Below are 14,041 nucleotides of genomic sequence, written 5' to 3' on the forward strand. Positions count from 1 at the left end.
AATATCTTTCTATATTCCCTAATCTCTTCTACCTAAAAACATGGATATAAAATAAAGTAATGTAGCTAAGGATCCTAAAGCAGCTACTAAATAAGTTCTTGCCGCCCATTTTAATGCATCTTTTGCACCATTATATTCTTCTTGATTAACCATTCTATTATCTTCTAACCAAGCTAAAGCACGATTACTAGCATCATACTCCACCGGAAGTGTAATAAAAGTGAATAATGTAGTCACTGCAAACAAAATAATACCAATTAGAAAGATTGTATTTCCAAGTAAAGAACCTGTAAAAGATAATCCTAAACCAACCATGATAACAAGGTTCGACAACTTACTAGCAATACCTACAGCTGGAACAATCTTAGACCTCATTGTAAGCCAACTATATGCTGTTGCATGTTGCACTGCATGACCCACCTCATGAGCTGCTACGGCTGCAGCGGCTGCATTTCTTTGGCTATACACTACCTCACTTAAATTAACTGTTTTATTTCTCGGATTATAGTGATCCGTTAATTGTCCTTTAGTCGAAATAACCTTTACATCACGTATCCCATTATCATCCAACATTTTTTGAGCAATCTCAGCCCCACTCATTCCATTTTGTAAGTGTACATTAGAATAATGCTTGAATTTACTTTTTAGCTTATTACTAACATAAGAACTTACTAAGAAGATAACCCCTGCTATTACATAATATCCCATCATAATTAAAAACTTTTTGTTATTAAATTTACAACAATAAAAGCAAAAACCTCGCCATAAAGACGAGGTTTTCAGTTAAATAAACTTGAGTTAGCCAATAAGTCGAGTTTAACTTAAATAGTTATTTACATCTTCCAGAGGAAGGTTAAATGCTTCTGAAATAGCAGGATACACAACATCTCCATTGATTACATTTAATCCTTTTTTAAGAGGTTCGTTATCTGCACAAGCTGCTTTCCAACCTTTATTTGCTAATTGGATAGCATATGACAAAGTTACATTTGTAAGTGCCAAAGTTGACGTATAAGGTACTGCTCCTGGCATATTTGCTACAGAATAATGCACCACATCATCTATAATATAAACTGGATCTTGATGTGTAGTTGGTTTTGTAGTTTCAAAACACCCGCCTTGATCTACAGCTACATCTACCAATACCGTTCCTGTTCGCATATCTTTAAGCATATCACGAGTGATAAGCTTAGGTGCTTTTGCTCCTGGTATTAATACACCTCCAATAATTAAATCAGACGTTTTTATATGTTTACGAACTGTATATTCGTTTGAGAATTCAGTATTTACGTTAGCTGGCATTACATCATCAAGATAACGTAACCTTTTCATACTAATATCAAGAATAGTAACATCAGCTCCCATTCCTGCTGCCATCTTAGCTGCTTGAGTACCTACTACACCACCACCAAGAACTAATACCTTAGCTGGAGCAACTCCAGGCACACCACCAAGAAGAATTCCTCTTCCTTTTAATGGTTTCTCCAAATATTTAGCTCCTTGTTGGATCGACATACGTCCCGCTACTTCACTCATCGGTGTAAGTAATGGCAAACTACGATCAGGATCTTCTACTGTTTCGTAAGAGATACAAACGGATCCACTCTCAATCATAGCTTTTGTTAAAGGCTCACTTGATGCGAAATGGAAATATGTGAATAATAACTGATCTTTCTTGATCAATTTATATTCTGGTTCTATAGGCTCCTTCACCTTTATAATCATTTCTGCCGTTGCATACACCTCTTCTATAGTAGGTAATATTTTTGCACCAGCTTCAATATATTCTTCATCACTAAAACCACTCTGAAGACCAGCATTTTGCTGAATGAAAACAGTGTGACCATGTCCAACGAGCGCCATCGTACCAGCAGGTGTAACACCTACTCTGTTCTCGTTATTCTTGATTTCCTTAGGAACACCAATTATCATATTCTTATTTTTGGGTCGAAAATAGAAGTTTTCTTGAAATAAACCAATAAAATACACTTAAAAAATATCTTATCCGTAATTTAACAAAACTTAGCAAAACTTGTTAAAAAACAATCAGGATTGGTAGTTTTCTTTAGTTTTTATAGCGAATTTTAAAATAGAGTAATAAAAAGCCTGATATCAAAGTAATCAGATTACATAAAATTATAGGTAAACTTTTTATCAAAAGACCATAACCCAACCAACATGATACTCCGATCACAAAAATTAATAACATCGACAGTGATAAACTTTCTGCAGATTTAGTCTTCCAGGTTTTATACACTTGTGGCAAAAAAGCAGCTGTAGTCAAAGTTGCTGCAACAAATCCAAGAATTTCTACCGAGTTGATCATATCTGTTACTAAAAAAGTCATAAACTTATTATAGTCACACTGAACCTGTCGAAGTGTTACAACATAAAAGTCTTCGATAGGTTCAGACTGACATAAATTTCTTTCTAAGAACTACCCAACAACATTTACAATCTTACCTGGCACTACGATCACTTTTTTAGGTGTTCGTCCATCCAATTGTTGTTGTGTTTTTTCGTGTGCCATAACTGCAGCTTCAATATCCTCTTTACTTAAATCCAAAGGAAGTTCCATTGTAAAACGCATCTTACCATTAAAGGATATAGGATATTGTTTTGTGCTTTCTACCAAATGTTTTTCCTCAAAAATTGGAAAAGCAGCTGTAGCTATAGATTCATTATGACCTAATTTATTCCATAATTCTTCTGCTATATGCGGAGCATATGGAGAAACTAGTATCAATAATGGTTCTAAAATTTCTTTGCTATTACATTTCTGAGCAGTTAATTCATTTACTGCAATCATAAAGGTACTTACCGAAGTATTAAAAGAAAAGTTCTCTATATCTTCTTCTACCTTTTTAATGGTTTTATGTAAGGTCTTTAAATTATCCTTTGTAGGTTCTGCATCCGTTACACCAAAAGCATCTCCATTATGGTATAGTTTCCATAATTTCTTTAAAAATCCATGTACACCAGTAATTCCTGCTGTATTCCAAGGTTTTGCTTGCTCTAATGGCCCTAAGAACATTTCGTATAATCGTAAACTATCGGCTCCATATTGATCGCAAACACCATCCGGATTTACTACATTAAACCATCTTTTGGACATTTTTTCTACCTCTCTCCCGACAATGTACTTACCATTTTCAAGTTCAAATTCTGCATCCTTAAATTGCGGTTGCCAATTTTTTAAATCCTCAGGCAATAACTCATCAGATGCATTTATCATATTAACATCCACTCTAAGTTCCTCTACATCGTACTGATCTTTCAATCCTTTGGAAACATATTTATTCGTGCCACTGATCCTATAAACAATAGCACTAGTGCCCAAAATCATTCCTTGGTTGATTAGCTTCTTCGCAAATTCATCCACAGGAACAATTCCTCTATCAAATAAAAATTTCTGCCAGAAACGCGCATATAATAAGTGACCAGTTGCGTGCTCACTTCCTCCTATATATAGATCTACTTCTTTCCAGTAGTTAATTGCATCTTGTGAAAAAACCTCATCTTCGTTATTAGGGTCCATATATCTATTAAAATAATACGAACTTCCCGCCCAACCCGGCATAGTATTTAACTCCAAAGGAAAAACTGTATCATGATCTATAAAATCATTAGATACGACTTCATTTTTAGTAGTATCCCAAGCCCAAACATCTGCTCTACCTAATGGCGGTTCACCTGTTTCGGTTGGTAAATATTTTTCTACTTCAGGTAATTCTATTGGTAAATGTTTTAGCTCAATCATTTGCGGCATACTGTCTACATAATACACCGGAAACGGCTCTCCCCAATATCGCTGACGACTAAATACTGCATCACGCAATCTATAATTAATTTTACCTTTTCCTTGACCTAACTTTTCTAATTCGTAAATCGCAGTTTTTACTGCTTTTTTATACTTTAATCCATTTAAGAAATCAGAATTAGCAATGATGGTATTGTCTTTATCCGCAAACGCTTCTTCAGAAATATCTACTCCTTCAAAAATATTAGGAATATCAATATCAAAGTGTTTTGCAAAATCATAATCACGTTGATCTCCACAAGGTACAGCCATTACAGCTCCTGTACCATATCCTGCTAACACGTAATCGCCAATCCAGATTGGCACAGGTTCTTTTGTAAATGGATGCTCTGCGTAAGCACCTGTAAAAACCCCACTGATTGTTTTTACATCAGCCATACGATCACGTTCACTACGTTTTGCTGTAGCTTCTATATAAGCTTCAATTTCGGCTTTTTGTTCTGGAGTAGTAATTTTAGCAACTAATTCATGTTCTGGAGCCAATGTCATAAAACTAACACCAAAAATAGTGTCAGGACGCGTAGTAAACACATCAATCACCTCATCATGATCTTTTACATTAAAGGTTACACTTGCTCCTTCTGAACGACCAATCCAATTTGTTTGAGAATCTTTTAGAGGCTGCGGCCAATCAATCGTATTTAATCCGTCAATTAAACGTTGTGCATATGCAGAAATACGCATACTCCATTGCGTCATCTTTTTGCGGATCACCGGATAACCACCACGTTCAGAAACTCCATTAATGATTTCGTCATTTGCTAACACTGTTCCTAATTGCGGACACCAGTTCACCTCTGTTTCGGCAAGATAGGTTAATCTATATTTTAATAATACTTCTTGTTTTTCTTTAGATGAAAAAGCATTCCAACCTTCAGACGTGAAAACAATCACATCATCATCACATACTGCATTAATATTTGTATTTCCTTCTTCGGAAAACAATTGTTCTAATTCAGAAACTGACCTTGCCTTATCAGCATCATTATCATACCAAGAATTAAAAAGCTGAATAAAAATCCACTGTGTCCATTTATAAAATGTAGGATCACTCGTTTTAACTTCTCGACTCCAATCAAAAGAAAAACCAATTTTATCTAATTGTTGACGATATCTAGCAATATTATCCTTGGTAGTGATTGCAGGATGTTGCCCAGTCTGGATAGCATATTGCTCTGCTGGCAACCCAAATGAGTCATATCCTTGCGGATGTAATACATTGAAACCTTTGTGACGTTTATATCGAGCATAGATATCACTAGCAATATATCCTAATGGATGCCCAACATGAAGTCCAGCTCCTGACGGATAAGGGAACATATCAAGTACATAATATTTTGGTTTATCGCTGTTATTTTCAGCTTTAAACGTTCCATTCTCTGCCCAATAGGCTTGCCATCTGGCTTCAATCGTATTAAAATCGTAACTCATGATCTGAAATTAAGACCGCAAATTTACGATTTTATGCGAGTTAAGTATACTTTTTTATCTTAGTTTTTAGCCTTTCTAGCTTTTGCTTCCATTGGTTGTAAACAACTATAAACAAATGCGTTTGTAGGTGTCTCTACGCCTAGTTTTTTACCTTCTTTTACAATAAATCCATTAAAATTATCTAACTCTGAAGACTTACCCTCCATAATATCCCGCTGTGTAGAGGCTGTTGCAGTATATGGCTGTTTACCAATAAAATTCATAATTCCTTCTACAATGTTTGGTGGCATTGCAACTTCTTTTTTTAGAGCGACTTGATATATCTCCAGAGCAGTATTTCTAAGCATTTTATTCAATTCTGGATGCGCATACATTTCTCCTATTGTCGCTCTAGTTAATGCTCCTAAACCACTAACGGTAGCAATGAACATAAATTTACTCCAGATATCTCCTTGAATATTCTCTGAAACTTTATTCTTAAACCCTGCTTTATCAAAAACTTCTTTTACTTTTAATAAACGCTCCGAAGTATTTTCATTTAATTCTCCAAAAATTACCTCTGGAGCATGACCGAAATGTGAAATAACTCCAGGAGATTCAATTTTGCTATAAATCTTACACAACCCTCCCAAAACATATTTTGGATCAATGACAGACATTACTTTTTCAGCATTATCTGCGCCATTTTGAAGGGGAATTACAATAGTATCTTCTTTTAGCATTGGCTTAATAAGTTCTGCAGCTTCTATAACCTGCCAAGATTTAGTACAGATCAATATCAGATCCGCCTTATCAACTTTTTTGATATCATCCGTTACAAGAAAAGGCTTAGTTTCGAAATCGCCATCAATACTTTTAATCTTTAATCCATTATTAAGTATTGCTTGAAGATGGGTTCCTCTAGCAATCATAGATACTTTTTGTCCAGAATGAGATATTTTACCTCCGAAATATCCTCCAACACCACCAACACCAATAATTACTGTATGCATATTTATGGATTATTTGATCAAATGAGGCAATCCCTAATTTAAGCATTAGACCATTATTAAAATTCCTTTGTACGGAATATACTCTTTATTAAGATTTCAAAAAAAGAAAATGGCGATAATATCAATTACCACCATTTTATCACTTAATAAAAAACTTTACTTTAACAAAGTTGAGAAGCAGTAGTATGGCAGAGTGCTCTGCGACTTGCTAGACTAATTCCTCCTCCTTTAATCTTATTTAAATTAAGTAAAGAAATCTTTGTTTTTTTAAGCTTTAACGTTTTGATGTCTTTTTTCATAATGGTTTTAAGTTTTAGTGAATTATAAATTTAACACCCAATCTTATCACATATTAACAATTGAGCGTTTTGGTTTATTTAATGTTGAAGTTCTACTTAAATCTGTGGAATTACGAAACAAAATAAAATAACCTGACAGAGTTTTAGTATCCAAAAGACATTTTAGACAAACATATAGTTGAAACCGAAAAATTTTTACTCTTATTATTCGTTATCCAAATAGTAAAAATTAATTACACCTCTTAATACCGAGATCCTATTTTAGTAACAGGATTAATTTATTATTTTTACCTGCAAAACAAATCTCTATGGGCTCATCTTTCGAAAAATATCAGAAGCGTAGACTAATATCCTCTTACTTCTCTGTGGTGATTAGTATCTCTCTGGTACTTTTCCTTTTAGGTTTATTAGGGCTTTTGGTATTAAACACTAAAAAAGTAGCTGATCACTTTAAAGAAAAAATTGCACTTACCATTTATTTAAAAGATACTGCAAAAGAAGTAGAGATAAAACAGATGGAAAAAAGTTTAGCACTTGCAGAATACACAAAATCAACTACCTACATTTCTAAGGAAGAAGCGGCCGAAGAGCACAGCAAAGATATAGGAGAGAATTTTATGGATTTTCTTGGTTATAATCCTTTACAAAATTCAATTGATGTTTATCTTAAAGCTGACTTTGTAGATCAAGTAAAAATTGATGAAATTACTACTACTATTACCAAAAAAGATTTTGTTGACGAAGTAACATATGATAAGCCTCTAATTTCTTTGTTAAATGATAATATCAAGAAAATAAGCTTTTGGGTATTACTAATTAGTGGGATTTTTACTTTTATCGCAGTACTTTTAATTAATAGTTCTATACGACTTTCCGTTTATTCTAAACGATTTATTATTAAGACTATGCAGATGGTAGGAGCCACGAAAAGATTTATACGCAAACCTTTTGTCTGGAAAAGTGTTCGTTTAGGAATGATAGGTGCTATTGTTGCTCTAATTGGTGTTGCTGTAGTTTTATATTATTTAGACAAGGCTTTTCCGGAACTAACATTGCTTAGTGATAAAATATTATTGATAGGTTTGTTCGGAGGAGTTTTTGGGATTGGAATTTTAATTACCTGGATTAGTACTTTTTTTGCTACCCAACGTTTCCTAAATCTGAGAACTGATGAATTATATTATTAAAGAGTAAATTCATGAAACCAATTTATTGGAACGTTGACCCAGAAATCACAACTCTTTTTGGTGTTTTTCCATTAAAATATTATGGATTGTTATTTGTAATAGGACTGCTATTAAGCTACCGAATTCTAAAAAAAGTATTTATTACAGAAAACATTTCTTTAAAAAACCTGGATACACTTGCTAACTATATATTTATTGGCACGCTAGTAGGTGCAAGATTAGGACATTGTTTATTTTACGATTTTGAATATTTCTCGCAACACCCTTTAGAAATTTTCCTCCCATTTAAAATATCCTCCAATGGTTGGAATTTTACTGGTTTTACAGGTCTTGCTAGCCATGGTGGTGCAATTGGAATTTTAATCGCCATTACAATTTTTATAAAAAAGACCAAACTACCTTTTTTATGGATTATGGATAAAATAGCCATTGTAATTCCTATTGGATGTGCTTTTATTAGATTTGGCAACTTTATGAATTCAGAAATCTATGGCAAACCAACCAATAGTAATTATGGAGTTGTTTTTATGAAAGATGATTTAATCGCTAGACACCCTACTCAATTGTACGAAGCCTTTTCTTTTCTAACTATTTTTGTAATTCTGTGGTTTATAAATAAAAAGAAAATATTCTTTAACCAAAATGGAGTTGTATTTGGCATATTTTTGATTTTAATGTTTTCTGCTAGATTCATCATAGAATTTTCTAAAGAGAATCAGGTAGCTTTTGAGGATAGTATGGTATTAAACATGGGACAAATGCTTAGTATTCCATTTATTATTACTGGTGCAATATTAATTATTTTGAAAATCAACAAAAGAGAAGTAGTTGCTTCTCAAACTTAAAGCGTATGAAAAAATTAGGGAAAATTTGGTTTGCTTGTGCTTTTGTTCTTTTTATAGTCTTTATAACAATTGCTTTTCAAACCTTTAAACCTATACAAAATGTACAACCAGATGATGTAATAAAAATAACAGGAGTTGTTTCAAAAATAGAAGAACGAAGTGGTTTTGATATTGCCATCACTTTAGAAAACGATCCTCATTACTATTATATCAATCGTGGATTAGAATATGGATTAACTATAGAAAAGTTACAAGATCAAATACTAAATAAAAAAGTGGTTTTGTATCCTATTCATAGATGGACTATATTTACACCTGACAAGATCATGGGACATATAGCTAAACTAATGATTGATGATCAGGTAATTTTTAATGAAATTAACAACGACATTCATGAGCAAACATTCTAACAATACTTCAGTGCACAAACCGGATTTTGTTTTTGGTAAAAAGAACTATGTAGTAATGGCTATCGGAATTGCAGTAATTGCACTAGGATTTATTCTTATGGCAGGAGGAGGAAGTGACGATCCCAACGTTTTTAATCCTGACATCTATAGTTTTAGAAGAATCCGATTAGCTCCTATGGTCGTTTTAATTGGTTTCGGAATTGAGGTCTACGCTATTTTATTGAATCCTGACAAGAAGAAAAACTAACAAACAAACAATTTCTATTCTGGTAATTATATATTTGCATCGAAATTTACAAATTGTTCCTTATGGAAACTATTGATGCGATTATTTTAGGTGTTATTCAAGGGCTTACAGAATTCTTACCTGTTTCTTCTAGTGGCCATTTAGAACTTGGCAAAGCTATTCTTGGTGATGAAAGTGTCCCAGAAGAATCATTACTGTTTACAGTAGTCTTACATTTTGCAACTGCGCTTAGTACTATTGTTATATTTAGAAAAGATATTTTTCAAATTATCAAAGGTCTTCTACAATTCAAAAGGAATGATGAAACCATGTTTTCTTTAAGAATTATAGTATCAATGATTCCCGCAGTATTAGTTGGTTTATTTTTTGAAGAACAATTGGAACAACTTTTCGGAGGAAATATTCTTCTAGTAGGTTTTATGTTAATTATTACCGCAATCCTTTTATGGCTAGCTGATAAAGCTAAGGATACTAATAAGATAGTTACTACATCTAATGCATTTGTTATAGGAATCGCGCAAGCGATTGCTATGCTACCTGGAATTTCCCGAAGCGGTGCTACCATTTCTACTTCTGTATTACTTGGTAATGACAAAACAAAAGCGGCTCGATTTTCCTTCTTAATGGTAATTCCATTAATTTTTGGTAAAATTGGAAAAGACTTACTGAGTGGAGATTTAAATTTTTCTGCAGAAAACAATACACCTTTAATTCTTGGGTTCATTGCTGCATTTATATCAGGCCTTTTTGCCTGTACTTGGATGATTTCTTTAGTAAAAAAGAGTAAATTATCATATTTTGCCTTATATTGTGTTATTGTTGGCGTTGTAGCCATCATTTTTGGTTTTATTAAATAGCCCCCAATAATGTTAACCGAACAAGATTATAAAGACGGTCAAGTCCTTTTGATCGACAAACCTTTACAATGGACATCCTTTCAGGTTGTTAACAAACTTCGTTGGTTAATTCGTAAAAATTTTGGGATTAAGAAAATAAAGGTAGGACATGCAGGAACTTTAGATCCTCTTGCTTCTGGATTACTTATTATATGTACCGGTAAATTCACAAAAAGAATACAAGAATTTATGGGGCAAACCAAGGAATATACTGGAACTATTACGCTAGGAGCAACCACTCCTTCTTATGATTTAGAAACAGAAGTTGATCAAACTTTTCCTATAGATCATATTTCGGAGGAAATAATACACACCACCACAAAACAATTTATTGGTGAAATCGAACAATATCCTCCTGTTTTTTCTGCTTTAAAAAAAGATGGAAAACGACTCTATGAATATGCTCGAGAAGGAGAAGAAGTAACAATCGCATCTAGAAAAATTACAATTACAGAATTTGAAATTACAAGAATAGAATTACCCGAAGTAGATTTTAAAGTAATTTGCGGAAAGGGAACATACATTAGATCATTAGCACACGATTTTGGAAAAGCATTGAAAAGTGGTGGTCACCTAAGTGTTTTAAGAAGAACTAAAATAGGTGAATTCTCGGTACATGATGCTATCAGTCCAGAAACATTTGAGAAACAGCTACGTACAGAAATTGAAACCGCATAAAATATTGTAACAGAAAAGTAGTTATAGATACCTATGGAATTTATAGAAAGACATAAAGCCTTAATAATCACATCAATGTTGATGGGTATTTTCGTTTTGACACTCTATAATATCAACATGGTCAACAAGAAAAAGGAACAATCTGAGATTCTTATGGAAATTCCAGAAGAATTAATGGAAGAACTTACCAAAGAAGAAGAACCAGAAATTCCCCAAGAAGAAGATCGACAATTGATAGCTTCTAAAAGGACTCATGATGCCTTTAATGAAGATTTTGAGGATTCTGAAGATTTCGAACAAAGAATAAAATCCCTTACCGAAACTGCAGAAGCAACAGAAGAAACCTCCAACAGTGATCAACTTACCGAAGGACAAGAGGCAATTGAAGAAGACATCACAACTGAAGAAGTTCCTGAGGCAAAAAAAGAAGAAAAACCAATTACTGAAGAGGTAAACAATCGAAATAGCTCCGTTACCTTTACCTTAAAAGGAAGAGAAAAAAAGGATATCCCTAATCCGATTTATACCTGTAATGGAAGCGGAAAAGTTGTTGTAAAAATTGAGGTGAACCAAAACGGTTATGTAACTGATGCAAAAATTGACAAAAAGAAATCCACTACTAGGAATGAATGTCTTTTTGACAATGCTTTGGACTATGCGCAAGATGCTCTATTTTCTTCTTCAGATTTAAAAGAACAAAAAGGATTTATTACCTATTACTTCAATTATGGAGGGTAAACTATAATAATTTCACCAAATCTTCTGCCACATTTTGTCCTTTATCCTTATTATACCAAACTTGTAAATCTTGTTTAAATTGTGGATCTAAACCTCCATGCTTCTCTTTATAATCGTTTACCATTTTAGTAGCAACAGATGGTCTTGGTCCCCAAGTACTAACTACTTCTTTGGTATCCTTATTGTATGCTATTAACTTAGGTATGGATTTTCCACCATTAGTTAGAAAATTATTCATTAACTCATCATTATCATCTCTGGATACAATCCTAAGATCAATCCCTTCATTCATCTCAGAAAGCTTATTGATTACTGGTAAGGATTGCGCAGCATCACCACACCAACCTTCTGTTAGTACTAACCAAGTAATATTTGTTTCCGCTTTTGAAACTGTATTGGCTATGGTTTCATTAATTTTTATAGTCTTATCTAATCGTTTCATTCTACGATCATTTAACATACTATAATTAGTAAGTGCATCAGATTGTTCATGTCCGGTTGATTTTCCTTCAGCTAACAAACTGCTCACTATATTTCTATATTCTTGATAAGAATAGGAGTTCTCTATTCCTCCTTCTATTAATTCATTTATTGTCATTGTAGTTGTATCCATGATTATTTGCTTATATCTTACACAATAGGACGATATAAAAGCTTAAAACTTACAAATAGTGTGCTATAACGAATAACCAAATAGCTTTTCAAAAATACATTTTATGCTTCATTTATTATTTAGATAAAATTATCTTTTTCAGTAAATGACAACTTTGAATTCATAAAAAAACAATTTCCTATCAATTCAAAATATATACTAGAATAATGTATTTTTAAAAAATCAAAAATCAAATCATGGAAAAACATAGATGTGGTTGGTGTATTGGAGATTCTTTATATGAATCCTATCACGATAATGAATGGGGAGTTCCTCTACACGATGAGCGTCTTCTATTTGAATTTTTAGTTTTAGAAACATTTCAAGCTGGATTAAGCTGGATTACCATTCTTAGAAAACGAGAAAATTTTAGAGTTGCTTTTGACAACTTTGATTATAAAATCGTAGCCCAATATAATGAGTCTAAAAAAGAAGAATTGCTTCAAAATGCAGGGATTATTAGAAATAAACTAAAAGTAAATTCCGCAATTACCAATGCTCAAAATTTCATGAAAATCCAAGAAGAGTTCGGAAGTTTTGACTCTTATATCTGGGGATTTATAGACAGCAAACCTATTGTAAATAAAAGGAACCATCATAAAGAATGCCCTGCTACCACCGAAATTTCTGATATTATTAGTAAAGATTTAAAAAAACGCGGTTTCAAGTTTGTTGGATCAACGGTTATTTACGCATTTATGCAAGCCATCGGAATGGTAAATGATCACACTGTAGATTGTTTTAGATACAATGAAGTTTAAAAAATGGCTGGCGAAAAGAATTTAACCACACTGATTCAAAAAATGACTCCAGAACTACAACCTGGAGTGTATGTTTTTACAACAGTAAAAACAACAGATTTAATTGAAAGAAAAGATATTATCTGTGAGTTCAAAGAACAAAAAGGAATTACACTAGTTTTAAAACGCGAAACAGCTGATAATCTTAACTTAAAATACGAATTTATTGCCTCTTGGATAACACTAAAAATTCTTTCTTCTCTTGATGCAATTGGGTTTACTGCAATTTTTTCTGCAGAATTAGCAGCTAATGAAATAAGTTGCAACGTGATCGCAGGTTATTATCACGATCACATTTTCGTTAACACGAAGGATGCAGAAAAAACAATTGAGATTCTTAAAAGATTATCGCAAAACTATCCGAATAAAAACTGATTACTCTATAATTTCACTCCGTATGATAGATCCCCAGAATCGCCTAATCCAGGAATAATATAACCTTTACTATTTAATTCTTCATCTATGGCAGCGATCCAAAGATGCGTATTTTTTGGAAAAACATCCTTAATATATTCTACACCCTTGCGAGAGCCAATAACAGATATGATATGAATTTGCTTTGGTTCTCCATGACTTTTCATAGCGTTTATAGTGTTCTCTAATGTTTTTCCTGTGGCAAGCATAGGATCCGCTAATAACAGTGTTTTATTTTCTAAAGAAGGAGATGCTAGATAATTAACAATCACTTCAAAATCATCAGTATCATCAACATGATCTCTATAAGCAGATATAAATGCATTTTCTGCAGTATCAAAATAATTAAGCAGTCCCTGATGTAAGGGCAAACCTGCTCGTAAAATAGAACATAAAACCAATGCTTTTTCTGGTACAGAAATTTCTCTATTGCCTAGTGGCGTTTGAACACTCTTTGTAGTGAATTCTAAAGTTTTACTTAACTCATAACCTAAAACTTCTCCTATGCGCTCTATATTTTTTCTAAAACGCATCCTATCTTTTTGGATCACTTGATCCCTAATTTCACCAATAAATTGATTTAAAATAGAATTTTCTGTTTCAAGATTGTGAATAATCATACTAAGTAAAAT

General features: G+C 32.9%; 17 protein-coding genes. 9 read left to right on the forward strand and 8 right to left on the reverse strand.

What is annotated here, in order from left to right:
* Positions 1-18: 18 nt before the first annotated feature.
* The 6 genes from D1815_RS14835 to D1815_RS23705 form a co-directional block, all read right to left on the reverse strand.
* Complete coding sequence (locus tag D1815_RS14835; RefSeq protein WP_118387901.1) at positions 19-711, reverse strand: zinc metallopeptidase; 693 nt, start codon at positions 709-711, stop codon at positions 19-21.
* A gap of 105 nt (positions 712-816) precedes the next feature.
* Complete coding sequence (ald, locus tag D1815_RS14840) at positions 817-1,932, reverse strand: alanine dehydrogenase (RefSeq protein ID WP_118387903.1); 1,116 nt, start codon at positions 1,930-1,932, stop codon at positions 817-819.
* A 133-nt stretch (positions 1,933-2,065) separates the two neighbouring features.
* Positions 2,066-2,347, reverse strand: coding sequence for a SemiSWEET transporter (locus tag D1815_RS14845; RefSeq protein WP_233557452.1), 282 nt, complete (start codon positions 2,345-2,347; stop codon positions 2,066-2,068).
* Positions 2,348-2,437: 90 nt separating this feature from the next.
* On the reverse strand, positions 2,438-5,251 hold the full coding sequence (leuS, locus tag D1815_RS14850) for a leucine--tRNA ligase (protein ID WP_118387905.1): 2,814 nt from the start codon (positions 5,249-5,251) through the stop codon (positions 2,438-2,440).
* A gap of 59 nt (positions 5,252-5,310) precedes the next feature.
* On the reverse strand, positions 5,311-6,243 hold the full coding sequence (locus tag D1815_RS14855) for a ketopantoate reductase family protein (RefSeq protein WP_118387907.1): 933 nt from the start codon (positions 6,241-6,243) through the stop codon (positions 5,311-5,313).
* Positions 6,244-6,404: 161 nt separating this feature from the next.
* Positions 6,405-6,542 carry a hypothetical protein gene (locus tag D1815_RS23705; RefSeq protein WP_155839740.1) on the reverse strand — a complete coding sequence of 46 codons (138 nt, stop codon included), beginning with the start codon at positions 6,540-6,542 and terminating at the stop codon, positions 6,405-6,407.
* A gap of 308 nt (positions 6,543-6,850) precedes the next feature.
* Between D1815_RS23705 and D1815_RS14860 the strand changes: the two genes are divergently transcribed.
* The 7 genes from D1815_RS14860 (at position 6,851) to D1815_RS14890 (ending at position 11,543) form a co-directional block, all read left to right on the forward strand.
* Positions 6,851-7,729 (forward strand): ABC transporter permease, encoded by an 879-nt coding sequence (locus D1815_RS14860; RefSeq protein WP_027394844.1) that lies wholly within the window; start codon positions 6,851-6,853, stop codon positions 7,727-7,729.
* A gap of 11 nt (positions 7,730-7,740) precedes the next feature.
* Entirely contained in the window at positions 7,741-8,574 is an 834-nt protein-coding gene (gene lgt / locus D1815_RS14865) for a prolipoprotein diacylglyceryl transferase (protein ID WP_118387909.1), read from the forward strand.
* A gap of 5 nt (positions 8,575-8,579) precedes the next feature.
* Complete coding sequence (locus tag D1815_RS14870) at positions 8,580-8,984, forward strand: hypothetical protein (protein ID WP_118387911.1); 405 nt, start codon at positions 8,580-8,582, stop codon at positions 8,982-8,984.
* On the forward strand, positions 8,968-9,231 hold the full coding sequence (locus tag D1815_RS14875; protein WP_027394841.1) for a DUF3098 domain-containing protein: 264 nt from the start codon (positions 8,968-8,970) through the stop codon (positions 9,229-9,231). The genes D1815_RS14870 and D1815_RS14875 overlap by 17 nt, the downstream gene beginning before the upstream one ends.
* A gap of 62 nt (positions 9,232-9,293) precedes the next feature.
* Positions 9,294-10,088, forward strand: coding sequence for an undecaprenyl-diphosphate phosphatase (locus D1815_RS14880; RefSeq protein ID WP_027394840.1), 795 nt, complete (start codon positions 9,294-9,296; stop codon positions 10,086-10,088).
* A gap of 9 nt (positions 10,089-10,097) precedes the next feature.
* Complete coding sequence (gene truB, locus D1815_RS14885) at positions 10,098-10,805, forward strand: tRNA pseudouridine(55) synthase TruB (protein WP_118387913.1); 708 nt, start codon at positions 10,098-10,100, stop codon at positions 10,803-10,805.
* A gap of 33 nt (positions 10,806-10,838) precedes the next feature.
* Positions 10,839-11,543 carry a hypothetical protein gene (locus D1815_RS14890; RefSeq protein WP_162144510.1) on the forward strand — a complete coding sequence of 235 codons (705 nt, stop codon included), beginning with the start codon at positions 10,839-10,841 and terminating at the stop codon, positions 11,541-11,543.
* 1 nt (position 11,544) lies between these two features.
* Here D1815_RS14890 and D1815_RS14895 read toward each other — a convergent pair whose 3' ends face one another.
* Positions 11,545-12,156, reverse strand: a complete 612-nt coding sequence (locus D1815_RS14895) for a thioredoxin family protein (RefSeq protein WP_199726704.1) — start codon at positions 12,154-12,156, stop codon at positions 11,545-11,547.
* A 236-nt stretch (positions 12,157-12,392) separates the two neighbouring features.
* Between D1815_RS14895 and D1815_RS14900 the strand changes: the two genes are divergently transcribed.
* On the forward strand, positions 12,393-12,956 hold the full coding sequence (locus D1815_RS14900; protein ID WP_118387915.1) for a DNA-3-methyladenine glycosylase I: 564 nt from the start codon (positions 12,393-12,395) through the stop codon (positions 12,954-12,956).
* Positions 12,957-12,959: 3 nt separating this feature from the next.
* Complete coding sequence (locus D1815_RS14905) at positions 12,960-13,370, forward strand: ACT domain-containing protein (RefSeq protein WP_027394835.1); 411 nt, start codon at positions 12,960-12,962, stop codon at positions 13,368-13,370.
* Between the two features lie 5 nt (positions 13,371-13,375).
* Here D1815_RS14905 and upp read toward each other — a convergent pair whose 3' ends face one another.
* Positions 13,376-14,029: a uracil phosphoribosyltransferase gene (upp, locus tag D1815_RS14910; protein ID WP_118387918.1), complete on the reverse strand. Its 654-nt coding sequence runs from the start codon at positions 14,027-14,029 to the stop codon at positions 13,376-13,378.
* Positions 14,030-14,041 lie beyond the last annotated feature (12 nt).

The organism is Aquimarina sp. AD1 (assembly GCF_003443695.1).
Lineage (GTDB): Bacteria > Bacteroidota > Bacteroidia > Flavobacteriales > Flavobacteriaceae > Aquimarina > Aquimarina latercula.